Consider the following 16,881-nt stretch of genomic DNA (forward strand, 5'->3'; position numbering starts at 1 on the left):
GGCTCCGTGCCACTTCAAGATAGCGCCGGAAAGATTCCGCTGGCGTGACAGGTTCATTGCGCCTGATGCCTGGAAACCCTGCTGACAAAAACCGTCACCATGTGGCATCATACTCCGCGCCATGACCCGGACCGAACGCCTTTTCAAACTGATGCAGGCCCTGCGCATCGTGCCGGCCCCCGCCACGGCGCAGGCGCTGGCGGACCGGCTCGACGTGACCGCCCGCACGATCTATCGCGATATCGACGCCCTGCGCGGGCTTGGCGCGGTGATCGACGGTGCGGCGGGCTTCGGCTATCGCCTGATCGAGGATGCCGCCCTGCCCCCGCTCAATTTCGACGAGGACGAACTGGAGGCGCTGGTGCTGGGACTGCGCGAAGTGGAAGAGGTGGGCGACAGCACACTGGCCGAGGCCGCGCAATCGGCGCTCGCCAAACTGCGCGCCCGCCTGCCTCAGACTCAGGCGCACCGGCTGGATCACGCCGTCCTGTCGGCCCACCGCTTCACCCCCCTGCCGCAATCGGGCGTCGACACCGCCCGCCTGCGCCGCGCCACGTGGGAGGAAAAGACCATCCGTTTCGACTATTCCGACGCCGAGGGCCGCGAAACCACCCGCGAGGTCGACCCTCTGTCGGTCGTCCTCATGCAATCCTCGCTCTGCCTTCTGGCCTTCTGTCACCTGCGCGGCGATTTCCGCGCCTTCCGCCTCGACCGGATGCGCGGGCTGGACCTTACCGGCGCGTCCTTCCGGCCCCGCCGCGCGATCCTGTTGCGCGAATGCCTTGCCGCCATGACCTGCGACACGGGCCAGGAAACGGCCTGATCACAGGCGACACTTCGCCCGGCCACATGATTGAACGCTTTTGAAACAAACTGTTTCAGGCTATGCTCCGATCAAACCCAGCAAAAAGGGGCGAGCAATGTTTGTCAGGTATTTCTTTCCAGTTCTGGGCGCGGCCCTTCTGTCCGGCGGCGCGGCGGCCACGGCCCTCGAATCGTCGATCCGGCCCGTCGCGCGTCCCGCAGCCGCTACGGCCGCCACGCCGACCCCGCAGGTCACCCGCGTTTCCGTATCCACCAGATCGCTACGTCCCAAGCTGCGCCCCGAGGCACTGAGCGACAGCACGGGCGAGGCGCAGGTCACCCGCGTCTCCAACCCCGCCTTCGACAACTGGGTCCGTTCCTTCCGGGGCCGCGCCCTGTCGCGCGGGATCAGCGCGCGGGTTTTCGATGCGGCCTTCCAGGGCATCAACTACAACGCCGACGTGGTCTCGAAAGACCGCAACCAGGCCGAGTTCAAGCGCCAGATCTGGGACTACCTCGACAGCGCCGCCTCGCCCGAACGCGTCAGCATGGGCCAGCAGGCCCTGCGCCGTCACCGCCGCGCGCTCAACCGGATCGAACAGGCCTACGGGGTCGAGGCCGAGGTTGTTACCGCCGTCTGGGGGCTGGAAAGCAAGTATGGCACCCGCATGGGCGACATCCCCGTGATCGAGGCGCTCTCGACGCTGGCTTTCGACGGCCGCCGCGGCGACTTCTTCGAAAAACAACTGATGGCCGCGCTGAAGATCCTGCAGAACGGCGACACCACGCCGCGCAACTTCACCGGCTCCTGGGCCGGCGCGATGGGTCACACGCAGTTCATTCCCACCTCCTACGAGGCCTATGCCGTGGATTTCACCGGCGACGGCCGCCGCGACATCTGGTCGAACGACCCCTCCGACGCGCTCGCCTCCACCGCCGCCTATCTGAAACGCTTCGGCTGGCGCAAGGGCATGCCCTGGGGCGTCGAGGTGCGCGTGCCCAACGGCGCCCGCTTCGGCAACACCAGCCGGATGCCTTCGCAATGGGCCGCCCAGGGCGTCGTCGGCGTCGATGGCCGCCCGGTGCGCGACTACGGCTCGGCCCGGATCATCCAACCCGCCGGACCTGCCGGCGCGTCCTTCATGGTTTTCGCCAATTTCGACGTGATCAAGCGCTACAACAATGCCGACGCCTACGCCATTGGCGTCGGGCACCTGTCGGACCGCATCAAGGGCGGCCCCGCGATCCAGGCCAGCTGGCCGCGCGGCTATACCCCCGTCAGCTTCGAGGAGCGCAAGGAAATCCAGCGCCGGCTCAAGCAGATGGGCTATCCGCTCGAAAAGATCGACGGCATCATCGGCCCCAACACCGCGAAGTCGATCATGGGCTTCCAGCAAAGCGCCGGCATGAAGGTCGACGGCTACGCCTCGCGCGAGGTGCTCAAACGCCTGCGCTCGCGCTGACCACGTGCACCCGCCCCGGAACGCGCAGCGCGCCGTCCGGGGCCTCGAACTCTTTCAAGGCGTCGCGCAGCTTCTCCGCCACGGCGGCATACTCTTCGCGCCCGCCACCCATGTCCTTGACGATCCGCCCCGCCGGCCCCTCGCGAGCGGCGAAGGTGGCATTCTGCTCCAGGTCGCCGATGGGCGTCAAAGTGATCTCCTCGGTGGTCAGGCCGATCCCGTCGAACCCGGCCTGCCCCAGAATGTCTCGCACATAGTCCGCCTCTGAAAACGCCATCGGCCCCGGCGCGCGCGGGTCCTGCGGCGGCGGCGCGCCGACCACGGATTTCGCCGCCTCGGCGGGGACACGGAACCACGGATTGCCCGCCATCCCGGCCCAGCACACGAAGGTCATGCGCCCGCCCGGTTTCAACGCGCCCCGCATGTTGGCGAAGGCCGCCATCGGGTCGTCGAAGAACATCACGCCGAAACGCGACACAAGGTGGTCCGCCGCCATGTCCCCGAACGGATGCACCTGCGCATCCGCCAGAACACAGGTGGCATTTGCGACGCCCTCCGCATCCAGCCGCTGACGGGCCAGATCCAGCATCGGCCCCGACACGTCCAGCCCGGTCACGTGGCCAGCCTCGCCCACGATCTTCGCTTCGGCGATCAGGCCCGCCCCGGTGCCGCAGCCGATATCGACGACCTTGTCGCCCGCCTGCAACCCGGCGCGGTCCAGCAGCAGGTCCAGAACCGGCGCCATCAGACCGTCGAACATCGCCTGTTCCCGCACCCAGACCTCGCCCGCCTTGCCGGACCAGTGATCCGCCTGCTCGGTGTTGACGATCCCGCTCATGACGCGCGTCCCGCCGCCATCACGCACAGGATCTCGAACATGATCGACACGCCCAGGAACGCCGTGTTGCCGCTGGCATCGAACGGCGGCGAGACCTCGACCATGTCCGCGCCCACGATATTGACGCCCTCAAGCTCCCGGCACACCTGCAACGCCTGATACGAATTCGGCCCGCCCACCTCGGGCGTCCCGGTGCCGGGCGCGAAGGTCGGATCGACGAAGTCGATGTCATATGACACGTAGGTGGGCTTCTCCCCCACGATCTCGCGCGCCTCGGCCATTACGTCGGCCACGCCGCGCTCGAAGAACTCCTCAATCAGGATCAGGCGGATGCCCTCGGCGCGGGCGAAATCGCGGTCCTCGGAATCGTACATGCTGCCCCGCAGCCCGATCTGCACCACGCGCTTGGGGTCCAGGAGGCCTTCCTCCACCGCGCGGCGGAAGGGCGTGCCATGGGTATACATCTGCCCGTTGAAATAGCTATGGAACAGGTCTGTATGGCTGTCGAAATGCACCATGCCAAGCGGCCCGTCCTTGGCCACCGCGCGCAGCACCGGCAGGCTGGTCAGGTGATCGCCCCCCGCCGTCAGCGGCATGATCCCCGCATCCACCACGCCTGTGTAGAACGTCGTGATCCGCTCCATGCTGTCGGCGATATCGGCGGGGTTCGGCCCCACATCGCCCAGGTCGGCGCAGTTCAGCGTCTCGAAGGGGCGCATACCGCTGACCGCATGCTGCGCCCGGATCATGGTGGACGCATCGCGCAACTGCCGCGGCCCGTGCCGAGGCCCGGGGCGGTTGGTCGTGCCGCTGTCCCACGGCACGCCGATCACGCCCACGTCCACGTCGCCATAGCGCGCATGATCGGGCAGCACATAGGGCAGCCGCATGAAGGTCGGAACGCCCGCGAATCGCGGCAGCTCAAAGCCCGAAACGGGCTGGAAGAACGGGTCACTCATGTCTTTGTCTCCAGTCTCTTGCGGGCCCTCACCGGCCCATCCCCCTGCGCCTCGATCCGCGCGATGGCCTCGGCCATCGGCTCATAGGCCACGGCCATGTGATGCGCATTGGCATGTAACAGCGTCTCGGGGTCAACCACCCACGCCACATGCCCCTTCCAGAACAGCAGGTCGCCGCGCCGCAGCGCAGCCCCCTCGGGCAGGTCAACGCCCAGTTCCGCCGCCTGCATGTCGCTGTCGCCGGGACACGCGATACCGCAGGCAAGGCAACCCGCCTGTACCAGCCCCGAGCAGTCGATCCCCAGCGCCGAGTTCCCGCCCCAGACATAGGGCGTTCCGATCAACCTCTCCGCCACGTGCACCGGATCGGGCTCGACCGCACTGGCCACGCGCAAATGCGTTGCCGGCACGTACATCCGGCCCTCCGGTGCAAAAATCTCGGCCCAGCGGCCCTCGGTGCCGGTCACGCTCACCCAGGCCCCCAGGCTCAGTATCAGATGCTGGGTCTGCGCCTTGAAATCCGGCTCCCCCAGAGCATGGGTCATCCGTGCCTGCACCACGTGGTTCGGTGGCCCCTTCGGCACAGCAAGATCCCCCGCTGCAAGATACCCGGCATACCCATCGCGCAGCGCATAGCCGAACACCCAGCCGTCCCGCTCTTCCAATAGGCGCACGCCCTCCCCGAAAACCAGTTCGCGCTCGCGCTTGCCGTCCGGCTCTGACAGGATCGGCGTGACCGGCACGATCACCTGACGGTCGTCGCCCTCCACGAACAGTTCCGCCTCGACCTGCCCCAGCAGCCCCGCATCGGCCACGCGCCCGTTGGAATGCAGCCGCCGCCGGTCGGTCACAGCGCCAGCACCTCGGGCAAAGCCTGCAAGAGCGCCCGCGCACCCATGCCGACCCCGCCCTTGGGCCGGCCCGGCGCGGCGCTCTGGTTCCAGCCGTAGATGTCGAAATGCGCGTAGCGCGTGCCCCCCGCAAAGCGCCGCAGGAACAGCGCCGCCGTGATCGCGCCCGCAAACCCGCCGCTCGGCGCGTTGTCCAGATCGGCAATCCCCGGCTCGATCATCGCCTCGTAGGGCTCGTGAAACGGCATCCGCCAGACCGGGTCCGCGACCTCGGCCGCCGCGGCGTCCAGCGCGCCGGACAGCACGCCGTCATCGGTGAAATAGGGCGCGATATCCGCCCCCACCGCCACCCGCGCCGCACCCGTCAAGGTCGCCATCGAGATCATCAGGTCCGGCTCGGCCTCGGCCCCAAAGCTCAGCGCATCGGCCAGCACCAGCCGCCCCTCGGCATCGGTGTTGTTGATCTCCACCGTCTTGCCGTTCCGGGCGGTCAGGATGTCGCCGGGCCGGAACGCATTGCCGCCGACCGAGTTCTCCACCGCCGGGATCAGCACCCGCAACCGCACCGGCAGCTTCAGCGCCATGATCATCCGGGCCAGCCCCAGCACCGTGGCCGCCCCGCCCATGTCCTTCTTCATCAGGCCCATGCTGGCCCCGGGTTTCAGGTTCAGCCCCCCGGTGTCGAAACACACGCCCTTGCCGACCAGCGTCAGGTTCGGCCCGGTGTCGCCCCAGCGCATGTCGATCAGGCGCGGCGCCTGGTCGGCGGCGCGGCCCACCGTGTGGATCATCGGGAAATTCTGGTCTAGCAGCGCCTCGCCGCGGATGACCTCGATCGCCGCGCCCTGCTCCCTGGCCAGGTCGGCGCAGGCCGCTTCCAGCTCCACCGGCCCCATGTCCGAGGCCGGCGTGTTGATCAGGTCGCGCGTCAGTGCCTCTCCGGCCGCAATCGCCTGTAGCCGGGCCGCGTCGACGCCCTCCGGGGCCACCAGCGTCGCCTTGGCGGGTTTCTGATCCTTGTAGCGGTCAAAGGCATAGCCCGCGAACAGCCAGCCCAGCGCCTCCTCGGCGGCCCGTTCCTGCGCCAGCCCCTCCAGTCGATAGACGCCCTCCGGCAGGTTCGCGGCCTGCGCCGCCAGGTGGAATCGCCCGCGCTTGCGCGCGGCCCCTGTGCCATAGCCCGCCAGCGCCATCACCGGCGCGCCATTGCCGTCGGGCACCAGCAGCGACTGGCCCAACCCGCCGGTGAACCCCGCCGCCTGCACCCAGGTCGCGACGGTGGCAGACTGATCTGCCAACCAGCCCTCCAGCGCGTCCTGTTCGATCACGTGAAGCGGAAGGGCATCGGCCCCTTCCGGTGCAAATTCAAGCGGCATGGCGCATGTCCCGGGATGATTTCGTTCCGGCTCAGCCTAGCCTTAAGCACCGTACCTGCAAGGGCTCAGACGGAATAATCCTGCACGTCCCAGATTTCATGCAGCGATGTCTCGCCGATCCGCAATAGCCGCGCAAGCGTGGCCGCGATGGCCACCTTGTCATGCAGGTCGATGCTTTGCGTCACGTCGCGGGCCACCCGGGCCAGCTTGCACATGCCGATCTGCTCGGCGATAGCGATCAGGCTGCGGGCGCTCTTGCGCATGTCCTGCACCTGCTCCTGGCGAAAACAGCGCTCCGTGTGCGACAACCGAACCGCCAGTTCCTCCAGCGCGCGGCAGACAACGTCCTCCGCCCCGGCCTCACCCAGTTGCAGGTAAAGCTGCTCCAGCCGGTTCTGATCCAGGTGAACGGCCTCGGACTGCTTGAGTAGGGTTATTCTTTCCACGGTCTTTCCCACGATTCCATGCCCCCGCGACAGGCCGGACCTTGCGGCCGAAGACTTCCCAAATGGTTTCCGCACCGACCAATTTGTGTCTCGAATTCTTCTAGAATTCGGATTATCAACCGACCGTCCGGAAAAAAGCTATCAGGCGCCGCCATGAAAAACACACGTCCGCTCCCAAGCTACCTGGTCCAACGCTACCGGGGATGGAAGGCCACGAAATACCAGGACAACCAGGCCTGGTACCGCCACCTGGCGCAAGAGGGGCAGCACCCCCGCGCGATGGTAATCTGCTGCTGCGACAGCCGCGTGCACGTCACCGCGATCTTCGGCGCCGACCAGGGCGAGTTCTTCCTGCACCGCAACATCGCCAACCTCGTGCCGCCCTTCACCCCCGACGGTCAGCAGCACGGCACCTCGGCGGCGGTGGAATACGCCGTCACCGCGCTGAAGGTCGCGCATGTGATCGTGCTCGGTCATTCCAACTGTGGCGGCGTGCGCGGCTGCGACGCGATGTGCTCGGGCGACGCGCCCGAACTCAACGACAAGACCAGCTTCGTGGGCCGCTGGATGGACATCCTGCGCCCCGGCTACGAGCGGGTGAAAAAGATCAAGAACACCGACGAGCGTGTCGCGGCCCTGGAAAAGCAGGCCGTTCTGGTCAGCCTGGAAAACCTCGTCACCTTCCCCTTCGTCGCCGCAGCCATCGAGAGCGGCCACCTTACCCTGCACGGCCTCTGGCACGATATCGGCGAAGGCGTGATCGAGCATTACCTGCACGAGGAAAAAGGGTTCGTTCCGGTCTAGCCACCGTGGGCCGCATGCACCGTTCCCTTGGGGTCGGTGCATGCGTTCTTTAAGGGGGCCGCGAACCGTCTCAGTGCAGCACCATTCCGTCGGGCCATTCGATCGTGTGGCTCAGTCGGATCTCCTGCGTCTCGCCGGCAGCAAGGTCAAACTCCCACGCCATCACCCCGCGCTTGTCGTCGACCCGTTCCTGCGCCGGGCTCGGGGTTGCCTCCCACGTGATCTTCAGGTCGTCCTGCTCGGAAACCGGGACCCGGTCCAGCACGCGCAGGGGCCAGGCTTCGCCGGTCAGGTTCTCGACCTCGATGCGCACCGTCTCCTGGATCCGGTTGGATTTCGAGATCACGCCGCGATCCCCCTCGGCCCGGTCCTCGACAGTGCGCGTCAACCGCAGCCCGTCGATCGGGCCAAAGGACAGTTCCGCCTCCTCGCCCGCCGGGATCATGTCTAGGTAACGCTGCCCCACGAACCGCCCGTCCAGGTAAAAGCTCGCCTCGGCGGTCGGCAGGATCAATTCGCCCATATCGTTGGTAAAGCTTGCCACAAGGAACGCGCTGGGATCGTTCAGCGGCACCGCCTTGGCAACGGTCTCGGCCTGCGTTTCCAGCGTGCCCAGCGCCAGGCGCACCCGGTCTGCCCCTGTGGCGACGTCGACCGTGCCGGGATAGCTGTAGGTCACCGACAGCCCGTCGAAATCCGCCGAAGCGACGATCGCTTCAGGCGAGACGGCCAGGGCTTCTTCCTTCGCAGCGCCTGCGGCCATGTCGGAGTCCGCAGCGCTGCGCGCCAGCGGCACAGGGTGCATCGGCGGCTCTTCGTAGATCCGGCGCAGCCACGGCCAGACCTCGCTTGGCGCCGTCTGCTCGGTGGGGCGCACGGTCGACAGGGTCAGTTCCGCCGCCTGCCAGTTCTCGCCCGTCGACTGCGACACGTACGCGCCGCGCTCCAGCGTCAGCGCACCGCTGCTCCGGTCCAGCCGCAGGTCATAGACCGGCTCCCATCCGGCGGCATCGGTGTTGTAGGTCACGGTCAGCACGCCCTCGGTTGCGGCCTCGGCGCTGACGGCCACGGCCAGCATCGCGCGGTCCTCGTCCTCGGGCACCAGCGCGGCCTCGGCCTGTTTCGCGCGCTCAAGCTCTTCTTCCAGGTCCTCCAGCGAGCGCGCGAGGGCTTCGGCCCGACGCTCGGCATCCTGGGCCGCGCGCAGCGCCGCCAGGGTCTCTTCCCCGATCATCGACGACAGGTCGCGCAGGGCGGCGATGTCCAGAGCGGTCACGCCCTCGCCTTCGCCCAGCTTTTCCAGGAACGCCACCCGCGCCCGGGCCGCCTCCGCCTCCAGCCGGATCGTCTCGACCGCGGCGCGCGCGTTGCGCAGTTCGTCCTCCAGCCGCTCGACCTCGGCGCGCGCGGCCTGCAACGCGGCGGTCTCTTCCTCGGTGCGCGGCGGCACGAAATCGCGCCGCGCCGTGACGCTGCCCATGGCCGCGCCCTCGACAGCCACCCGGACCGAGGCCAGCGGCGTCGAGCGCGGCAGATCCGTCAGGATCAGCTGATGCTGCCCCGCCGGGATGCTGTACGGCACCTGCCGCGTGATTGTGGCGCCTTGGGGATAGAGCGTGACCGCATCCACGTCACTCGACAGCGCAAAATCTTCGGCAAGCGCGGGAAACGGCAGGGCGGCAAGGATGATAAGGGAAAGCGAACGCATGATGTTTACTCCAGGATAGTTGGCCGGATGATCGGTCTCTGATGGGACGCGTGCAAGGGCGCCGTTCTTGGCAGCACCAACAAATTTTTTTCGCAAAAAGAAACCGCGCCGCCCTTTGCAAAAGGCGGCGCGGCCAGAGTTTCGATGCAATGTAAAGGGCTTAGCCCTTCTGCAACACCCGGTTGCCCAGCGTCTCGGCGATCTGCACCGCGTTCAGCGCCGCGCCCTTGCGCAGGTTGTCGCTGACGCACCACAGGTTCAGACCGTTCTCGATCGTGCTGTCCTGCCGGATCCGGCTGATGAAGGTGGCGAAATCGCCGACGCATTCGATCGGCGTGACGTATCCGCCGTCCTCGCGCTTGTCGACGACCATGATCCCCGGCGCCTCGCGCAGGATGTCGCGCGCCTCGTCCTCGTCCAGGAACTCCTCGAACTCGATATTCACCGATTCCGCGTGGCCGACGAACACCGGCACCCGCACGCAGGTCGCCGTGACCTTGATCTTCGGGTCCACGATCTTCTTCGTCTCGACCACCATCTTCCACTCTTCCTTGGTCGATCCGTCCTCCATGAAGACGTCGATATGCGGAATGACGTTGAACGCGATCTGCTTCTGGAATTTCTTCGGCGGCACCTCGTCCGTGGGGTTGTAGATCGCCTTGGTCTGATCCCACAGCTCGTCCACGCCTTCCTTGCCCGCGCCAGAGGTCGCCTGGTAGGTGCTGACCACCACCCGCTTGATCTTCGCGCGGTCATGCAGCGGCTTCAGCGCCACTACCATCTGCGCGGTCGAACAGTTGGGGTTGGCGATGATGTTCTTCTTGGAATAGCCCGTGATCGCCTCCGGGTTCACTTCCGGCACGATCAGCGGCACATCCGCGTCGTAGCGGTAGAGCGACGAGTTATCGATCACCACGCAACCCGCCTTGGCGGCGATCGGCGCGTATTTCTTCGTCGCTTCGGAGCCGATGGCAAAGAGCGCCATGTCCCAGCCGGTGAAATCGAACCCCTCGATGTCCTTGGTCTTCAAGGTCTTGTCGCCAAAGCTGACCTCTGTGCCGATGGACCGGCGGCTGGCAAGCACCGCGATCTCGTCGACAGGGAACTGGCGCTCGGCCAGGATGTTCAGCATTTCGCGGCCCACGTTGCCCGTGGCGCCCGCGACGACGATCTTGTAACCCATCTTGGGAAATCCTCTTCGTTTCGGGTCTCTGTGCGCCGCTCATACCGCAGTGCAGCACGATGTTAAAGGGATTCGAGGCGTCACGCCGCTGTCATTTCGATATTTCTAGAAATATAGCTTGCAACGGACCATCATTTCGATAATGCTAGAAGTATGAAACAGACATCGATTCCCGAACTCGACCTTGCCCTCGCGGCCTCCACCTTTGCGGCACTTGGGTCCGAACAACGCCTGGCCGTGCTGCGCACCCTTGTCCGTGCCGGCCCCGAGGGCCTGCGCATCGGCGAACTGGGCGCGCGTGCGGGCGTCACCGGATCGACCCTGACCCATCATATGAAAATCCTGTCACAGGCCGGTCTGGTCCGGCAGGAGAAACAGGGCCGCAGCATCCTCTGCGCCGCCGTCGCCTATGACGAGTTGCGCACGTTGGCCGATTTCCTGCTCCGCGAATGCTGCGCCGACAGCAACTGCCCCCACGAGGATCACTATCATGGCTGACATCACCGCCCCCACCCTGCGCCGCAGATGGGCCAACCTCGACAAGGCCTGGCTGGCGCTGGCGCTGATCCTCGCCGCCGTGGCGGTGCTCGATCCGCCGCAATTCTGGCCCACCGTCACCTTCACCGCCGGCGCGCTGCTGCACACCGCGCCTTTCATCGTCTTCGCCGTCCTCGCCGTCGCCTACATGAAGGCCACCGGAGCCGAGACCCTGCTGGCCAAAGCGTTCGAGGGCCGGCAGGTCCGCATGATCTTTCTTGCAGCGATCCTGGGCGGTCTTTCCCCCTTCTGCTCGTGCGAGGTCATTCCCTTCATCGCCGCCATGCTCGCGCTCGGCGCGCCGCTGGGGGCTGTCATGGCCTTCTGGCTGGCCTCGCCGCTGATGGACCCGGCGATGTTCCTCATCACCTCCGGCACCATCGGCTGGGATTTCGCCGTGGCCAAGGCCGTCGCGGCGGTGGGTGTCGGCCTCATGGGCGGCTTTGCGACCATGGCGCTGGCCCGTTCGCCCCTCTTTGCCGATCCCCTGCGCGAAAACCGCCAGCCCGGCGGCTGCTGCGGCACGAAGAAACCGTTTCAGGGCCGCCCCGTCTGGCGCTTCTGGTCCGACCCGGACCGCACCGCCACCTTCCGCGAGACCGCCATCGACAACGGCATCTTCCTGCTGAAATGGCTGACGCTCGCCTACGTGATCGAGGCGGTGATGCTGAAATACATCCCCGCGGACGCCATCGCCACGGTTCTGGGCGGCGACGGCATCGGCACGATCCTTCTCGGGGCCCTCGTGGGCGCGCCCGCCTACCTCAACGGCTATGCCGCCGTGCCGCTGGTCGACGCCCTGCTGGCCCAGGGCATGAGCCAGGGCGCCGCCATGAGCTTCGTCATCGCCGGCGGCGTCAGCTGCATCCCAGCCGCCATCGCGGTGTGGGCGCTGGTCAAGCCGCGCATATTCTTCGCCTATTTTGGCTTCGGCCTCACCGGGGCCGTGCTGGCGGGCATGGCGTGGCACGCCGTCGCCTGACCCTGCGAACCCCTTCATCTCAACCAAGCGGCGCGAGAGCTTCCCCCCTTTCGCGCCGTTTCCTCGTTTTTTCTTATCAAGCACACAAATTTGCCCCGATTTGTTGTCATATCGTGGACAATTCCGACATAATGTGCGGGATCAAGACCAACACGGTCTTAAGAAAACCTCGCTAAACGAGGGCAAGAGCAGCGACGGAGCCCCTGGATGCTCGAGTTCGACAATGTCAGCAAGTCCTTCTGGACGGGCACGCAGCGCAAGGTGATCCTTGACCGCGTCTCGTTCCGGGTGGAACTCGGCCGCTCGCTCGGCATCCTCGCGCCCAACGGCACGGGCAAGACCACGCTGATCAAGATGATGGCGGGCCTGGAAAAACCCGACGAGGGCGAGATTCGCCGCGGCTGCCGCATCTCGTTTCCGCTGGGTTTCATGGGCGGTGTCATCAGCCGCGTCTCGGCCCGCGAAAACGCGCGTTACATCGCCACGCTCTACGGGCTCGATCCCGATTACGTCGAGGCGTATTGCCGCTATGTCTGCAATCTGGGCGAATATTTCGACCAGCCGCTCGGCACCTACTCGACGGGCATGAGATCGCGCTTCACCTTTTCGTTGATGCTCGCGCTGGATTTCGACATGTACCTCATCGACGAGGGCATGCCCAGTTCCACCGACGTCGAATTCAACCGGCGCGCGGGCGACATCCTTCGGGAACGACTGCGCACGACCACAGTGGTGATCGTATCGCACCAGCCCGCCACGCTCGAGAAATTCGCGCAGGAGGCCGCCGTCCTGATGGACGGAAAACTGCATATGTTCGACACCTTGGAAGAGGCAAAACAGCTCTATGACTACGAAACCCAAGGCTAGAAAGTTCCGCATCCGCCGCACCTCCGGCGGCAGCGCCCACGCCGCCGCCCCCGGCCCGGAGACCCCCGCCGAGGAGGTGCCGCAGACGCCGGACACCACGCCGCCGCAGCCCCCCGCGGACCACGCCGACGCGCCCCGCCTGCACGAGGGCGAGGTGACATCCGCCCGAGAGGTTTCGGTGTCTCAGAACATCGATGACATCCGCAAGGAGGGCCTGACCGGGCGGCAACTGCGCATGGCGCGGCGCATGGCCCAGAAACACGGCCTCGCGCCGACATCCGACTTCGACGCGGTCCGCCTGCTGCGGGCCCGTGGCATCGACCCGTTCCAGGGCTCCAATATCGTCCAGCTTGTGTCGGCGGGGGAAAACACCCAGCCGGCCCAGACCGGCGACGAGCGCATCCAACTGCCCCAGACCGTGCCGGTAGGTCAGGTCGCCCTGCCCTCGACCGAGCTCAGCCCGGCCGACCGGCGCGCCCAGGAAATCCAGAAGATCCAGCGCGACATCGCCTCGCGCCGTCGCAAGAAGATGCTGCTGCTCGTCTCGCGGCTGGCGGCCTTCGTCATGCTTCCCACGCTGATCGCGGGGTATTATTTCTACAACATCGCCACGCCGATGTACTCGACCAAGTCGGAATTCCTGATCATCACCGCCGACGGCTCGGGCGGTGGCAAGGGGGGCCTCGGCGGCCTTCTGCCCTCGCAATTCGCCACCGGGCAGGATTCCATCGCGGTCCAGTCCTACCTTGAATCCAAGGATGCCATGCTGCGCCTGAACGAGGATGTCGGCTTCAAGGCCATGTTCAGCAGCGACGAGATCGACCCGATCCAGCGGCTTGATCCCGACGCCACCAACGAAGAGGCCTACAAGGTCTACCAGAAATACGTGAAGCTGGGCTATGACCCGACCGAGGGCGTGATCCGGCTGGAGGTCGCCACCGCCGACCCCGAAACCAGCCGCGAGTTCTCTGAAAAGCTGATCGAATATGCCGAGGAAAATGTCGACTCGCTCAGCCAGGAGAAACGTTTCGACGCCGTGAAAACCGCCGAGGCCGCGCTGGAAGAGGCCAAGGAAGAACGCCGCGCGGCCCAGCGCCGGCTCGTCGAGTTGCAGGAAGGCTCGATCCTCGACCCCGAGGGCGAAATCGCCAATATCCGTCAGCTGATCGGCAATGTGGAATTGCAGCTCCAGGAAAAGCAGCTGGCGCTCAACACCCAGCTTGCCAACGCCCGCCCCAACACCGCCCGGGTCGAGGCGCTGCGCTCCGAGGTGCAGGTCCTGTCGCGCGAACTCGCCAAGCAGAACGCCCGCCTGACCGAGGCGACGGAGGAACGCAGCTCGCTCGCCAGCCAGGCCGCCGAGATCCAGATGGCGCAGGCCGACCTCGCCACCTCCGACCTGGTGCTGCAATCCGCGCTGGAAACCAAGCGCCAGTCCGAGATCGAGGCGAACAAGCAGGTGCGCTACCTGACAGTCGCGGTGAAACCCGTCGCTTCGCAGGATCCCTCCTATCCGCGCAAGTTCGAGAACACTTTGCTTGCCTTCCTGGTCTTCGGCGGTATCTACCTGCTCTTGTCGCTCACCGCGTCGGTCCTCAAGGAACAGGTTTCGTCGTAACACATGAAAACAGTTGAAATCGCAGACCTGCGCGTCGGAAACGACGCGCCACTCACCGTCATCGCCGGCCCCTGCCAGCTGGAAAGCGCCGATCACGCCCAGATGATCGCGGGCCGGATGAAAGAGGCCTGCGCCGCCGCCGGCGCGCAATACGTCTTCAAGGCCTCCTTCGACAAGGCCAACCGCACGTCGGTTACGGGCAAGCGCGGCCTCGGCATCGACGAGGGGTTGAAGGCCCTGCAATCGGTCAAGGACGCGCTCGGCGTGCCGGTCCTGACGGATGTTCACCTGCCCGACCAATGCGCGCCCGCGGCCGATGTGGTCGACATCCTGCAGATCCCCGCCTTTCTCTGCCGGCAGACCGACCTGCTGCTGGCCGCAGGCCAAACCGGCGCGGCGATCAACGTCAAGAAGGGCCAGTTCCTCGCCCCCTGGGACATGCCCAACGTCATCTCGAAGGTCGAAAGCACCGGCAATACCCGCATCCTGCTGACCGAACGCGGCACCTCTTTCGGCTACAACACCCTCGTGGCCGACATGCGCGCCCTGCCCCAGATGGCCGCCACCGGCTACCCGGTGGTGATGGACGCCACCCACTCGGTGCAACAGCCCGGCGGCAAGGGCGGCAGTTCCGGCGGCCAGCGCGAATTTGCCCCCGTCATGGCCCGCGCCGCCGTCTCCCTGGGCATCGCCGCCGTCTTCATCGAGACCCACGAGGCGCCCGACACGGCACCCTCGGACGGCCCCAACATGATCCCGCTGGATCAGATGCCCGCCCTCTTGCAGAGCCTCATGCAATTCGACAGGCTCGCCAAGGAAACCCCCTGCCGGATCGACGCAAATTGAAGGTATCTCCGTGACCAAACCCGCTGCCGACGTGACCCAGAACACCTGGGAATTCCTCCGCGACCCGATGATCACGCCCACCGGGTTCCGCGAATACGACGCCCGCTGGAAATACCCCGACGAGATCAACCTGCCCGGCATCACCGCCCTCGGCCTCGGCCTCGGCACCCAGATGCGCCGTCGCGGCATCGACCCGGTGATCGCGGTCGGCAACGACTACCGCGACTATTCGCTCTCGATCAAGAACGCGCTCATCGTCGGCCTGATGCAGGCCGGCATCCACGTCAAGGATATCGGCCCGGCGCTCTCGCCCATGGCCTATTTCTCGCAATTCCACCTCGACGTGCCCGCCGTCGCCATGGTCACCGCCTCGCACAACCCGAACGGCTGGACCGGGGTCAAGATGGGCTTCGACCGCCCCCTCACCCACGGCCCCGACGAAATGGGCGAGTTGCGCGACATCGTCCTGAATGGCGAGGGCGAACCCCATTCGGGCGGCGGCTACGAATTCGTCGAGGGCGTGCGCGAGGCCTATCTCGACGACCTCGTCGGCGACTTCAAAATGTCCCGCAAGCTGCGCGTCGTCTGCGCCACCGGCAACGGCACCGCCTCGGCCTTCGCGCCCGAACTGTTCGAGCGTCTCGGCGTCGAGGTCGTCCCCTCGCACAACAGGCTCGACTACACCTTCCCCAACTACAACCCCAACCCCGAAGCCATGGAAATGCTGCACGACATGGCCGCCTCGGTGAAGGACTCGGGCGCCGATTTCGCGCTCGGCTTCGACGGCGACGGCGACCGCTGCGGCGTGGTCGACGACGAGGGCGAAGAGATCTTCGCCGACAAGATGGGCGTCATCATGGCCCGCGACCTTTCCAAGCTGCACCCCAACTCCACCTTCGTGGCCGACGTCAAATCCACCGGCCTCTTCGCCGCCGACCCCGAGCTGCAGAAGAACAGCGTGACAGCCGACTACTGGAAGACCGGCCACAGCCACATGAAACGCCGGGTCAAGGAACTGGGCGCGCTCGCCGGGTTCGAAAAATCCGGCCATTACTTCCTGGCCGAGCCGGTGGGCCGCGGCTACGACTGCGGCATGCGCGTCGCGGTCGAGATCTGCAAGCTGATGGACCGCAACCCCGACATGTCCATGTCCGACCTGCGCCGCGCCCTGCCCACCACGTGGTCCACGCCAACCATGTCGCCCCATTGCCCCGATACCGAGAAATATCAGGTGCTCGACCGGCTGGTGCAGAAACTCGTCGCCAAGCATGAGGCCGGCGACAGCTTTGCCGGCCAGCCGATCAAGGAGGTCGTCACCGTCAACGGCGCGCGGGTCATTCTCGAAAACGGCAGCTGGGGCCTGGTGCGCGCATCGTCGAACACCCCAAACCTCGTCGTGGTCTGCGAAAGCGCCACGTCCGACGAGGAAATGCGCGCCATCTTCGCCGAGATCGACACCGTCATCCGTACCGAACCGTCGGTCGGTGAGTACGACCAGAAAATCTAGGCGGACTGGCGGCGCACGCTGTCTTCGTTGATCGGGGACCAACCCCCAAACGCAGGTTTAATTGGGGGCCAGCCCCCAAACGCAGGTTTAAT

Annotated in this window: 16 protein-coding genes; 9 read left to right on the forward strand and 7 right to left on the reverse strand. The window is 66.1% G+C overall.

What is annotated here, in order from left to right; genetic code table 11:
• The first annotated feature begins 121 nt into the window (after nt 1-121).
• Together KUV49_RS01940 and KUV49_RS01945 are read left to right on the forward strand one after the other, a co-directional pair.
• On the forward strand, nt 122-823 hold the full coding sequence (locus KUV49_RS01940; RefSeq protein WP_222451370.1) for a helix-turn-helix transcriptional regulator: 702 nt from the start codon (nt 122-124) through the stop codon (nt 821-823).
• Between the two features lie 97 nt (nt 824-920).
• Nucleotides 921-2,267, forward strand: a complete 1,347-nt coding sequence (locus tag KUV49_RS01945) for a lytic murein transglycosylase (RefSeq protein WP_222451371.1) — start codon at nt 921-923, stop codon at nt 2,265-2,267.
• Here the strand turns inward: KUV49_RS01945 and KUV49_RS01950 are convergent.
• The 5 genes from KUV49_RS01950 to KUV49_RS01970 form a co-directional block, all read right to left on the reverse strand.
• The gene (locus KUV49_RS01950; protein ID WP_222451372.1) at nt 2,245-3,105 is read right to left on the reverse strand and encodes a class I SAM-dependent methyltransferase; all 861 of its coding nucleotides are present in this window, start codon (nt 3,103-3,105) and stop codon (nt 2,245-2,247) included. The genes KUV49_RS01945 and KUV49_RS01950 overlap by 23 nt on opposite strands.
• Entirely contained in the window at nt 3,102-4,064 is a 963-nt protein-coding gene (gene speB / locus KUV49_RS01955) for an agmatinase (RefSeq protein WP_222451373.1), read from the reverse strand. Before speB ends, KUV49_RS01950 begins: the two co-directional genes overlap by 4 nt.
• Nucleotides 4,061-4,915, reverse strand: a complete 855-nt coding sequence (locus KUV49_RS01960; RefSeq protein ID WP_222451374.1) for an NlpC/P60 family protein — start codon at nt 4,913-4,915, stop codon at nt 4,061-4,063. Before KUV49_RS01960 ends, speB begins: the two co-directional genes overlap by 4 nt.
• Complete coding sequence (locus KUV49_RS01965; RefSeq protein WP_222451375.1) at nt 4,912-6,291, reverse strand: leucyl aminopeptidase family protein; 1,380 nt, start codon at nt 6,289-6,291, stop codon at nt 4,912-4,914. The genes KUV49_RS01960 and KUV49_RS01965 overlap by 4 nt, the downstream gene beginning before the upstream one ends.
• A gap of 65 nt (nt 6,292-6,356) precedes the next feature.
• Nucleotides 6,357-6,737 carry a hypothetical protein gene (locus KUV49_RS01970; protein ID WP_222451376.1) on the reverse strand — a complete coding sequence of 127 codons (381 nt, stop codon included), beginning with the start codon at nt 6,735-6,737 and terminating at the stop codon, nt 6,357-6,359.
• Between the two features lie 153 nt (nt 6,738-6,890).
• Between KUV49_RS01970 and KUV49_RS01975 the strand changes: the two genes are divergently transcribed.
• Nucleotides 6,891-7,541 carry a carbonic anhydrase gene (locus tag KUV49_RS01975; protein ID WP_222451377.1) on the forward strand — a complete coding sequence of 217 codons (651 nt, stop codon included), beginning with the start codon at nt 6,891-6,893 and terminating at the stop codon, nt 7,539-7,541.
• Nucleotides 7,542-7,611: 70 nt separating this feature from the next.
• Here KUV49_RS01975 and KUV49_RS01980 read toward each other — a convergent pair whose 3' ends face one another.
• A complete protein-coding gene (locus KUV49_RS01980) occupies nt 7,612-9,249 on the reverse strand; it encodes a DUF4139 domain-containing protein (RefSeq protein ID WP_222451378.1) in 1,638 nt (545 codons plus the stop codon).
• A 160-nt stretch (nt 9,250-9,409) separates the two neighbouring features.
• Nucleotides 9,410-10,432, reverse strand: a complete 1,023-nt coding sequence (locus tag KUV49_RS01985) for an aspartate-semialdehyde dehydrogenase (protein WP_222451379.1) — start codon at nt 10,430-10,432, stop codon at nt 9,410-9,412.
• Between the two features lie 153 nt (nt 10,433-10,585).
• Between KUV49_RS01985 and KUV49_RS01990 the strand changes: the two genes are divergently transcribed.
• The 6 genes from KUV49_RS01990 (at nt 10,586) to KUV49_RS02015 (ending at nt 16,789) form a co-directional block, all read left to right on the forward strand.
• Nucleotides 10,586-10,930, forward strand: a complete 345-nt coding sequence (locus KUV49_RS01990; protein WP_222451380.1) for an ArsR/SmtB family transcription factor — start codon at nt 10,586-10,588, stop codon at nt 10,928-10,930.
• Entirely contained in the window at nt 10,923-11,951 is a 1,029-nt protein-coding gene (locus KUV49_RS01995) for a permease (protein WP_222451381.1), read from the forward strand. The genes KUV49_RS01990 and KUV49_RS01995 overlap by 8 nt, the downstream gene beginning before the upstream one ends.
• A gap of 207 nt (nt 11,952-12,158) precedes the next feature.
• The gene (locus KUV49_RS02000; protein WP_152496683.1) at nt 12,159-12,818 is read left to right on the forward strand and encodes an ABC transporter ATP-binding protein; all 660 of its coding nucleotides are present in this window, start codon (nt 12,159-12,161) and stop codon (nt 12,816-12,818) included.
• Nucleotides 12,796-14,436 carry a capsule biosynthesis protein gene (locus KUV49_RS02005; RefSeq protein ID WP_222451382.1) on the forward strand — a complete coding sequence of 547 codons (1,641 nt, stop codon included), beginning with the start codon at nt 12,796-12,798 and terminating at the stop codon, nt 14,434-14,436. Before KUV49_RS02000 ends, KUV49_RS02005 begins: the two co-directional genes overlap by 23 nt.
• A 3-nt stretch (nt 14,437-14,439) precedes the next feature.
• Complete coding sequence (gene kdsA, locus KUV49_RS02010; protein WP_222451383.1) at nt 14,440-15,282, forward strand: 3-deoxy-8-phosphooctulonate synthase; 843 nt, start codon at nt 14,440-14,442, stop codon at nt 15,280-15,282.
• A 10-nt stretch (nt 15,283-15,292) separates the two neighbouring features.
• Nucleotides 15,293-16,789, forward strand: coding sequence for a phosphomannomutase/phosphoglucomutase (locus tag KUV49_RS02015; RefSeq protein WP_222451384.1), 1,497 nt, complete (start codon nt 15,293-15,295; stop codon nt 16,787-16,789).
• Nucleotides 16,790-16,881 lie beyond the last annotated feature (92 nt).

The sequence above is a fragment of the Roseovarius atlanticus genome (genome assembly GCF_019802205.1).
Lineage (GTDB): Bacteria > Pseudomonadota > Alphaproteobacteria > Rhodobacterales > Rhodobacteraceae > Roseovarius > Roseovarius atlanticus_A.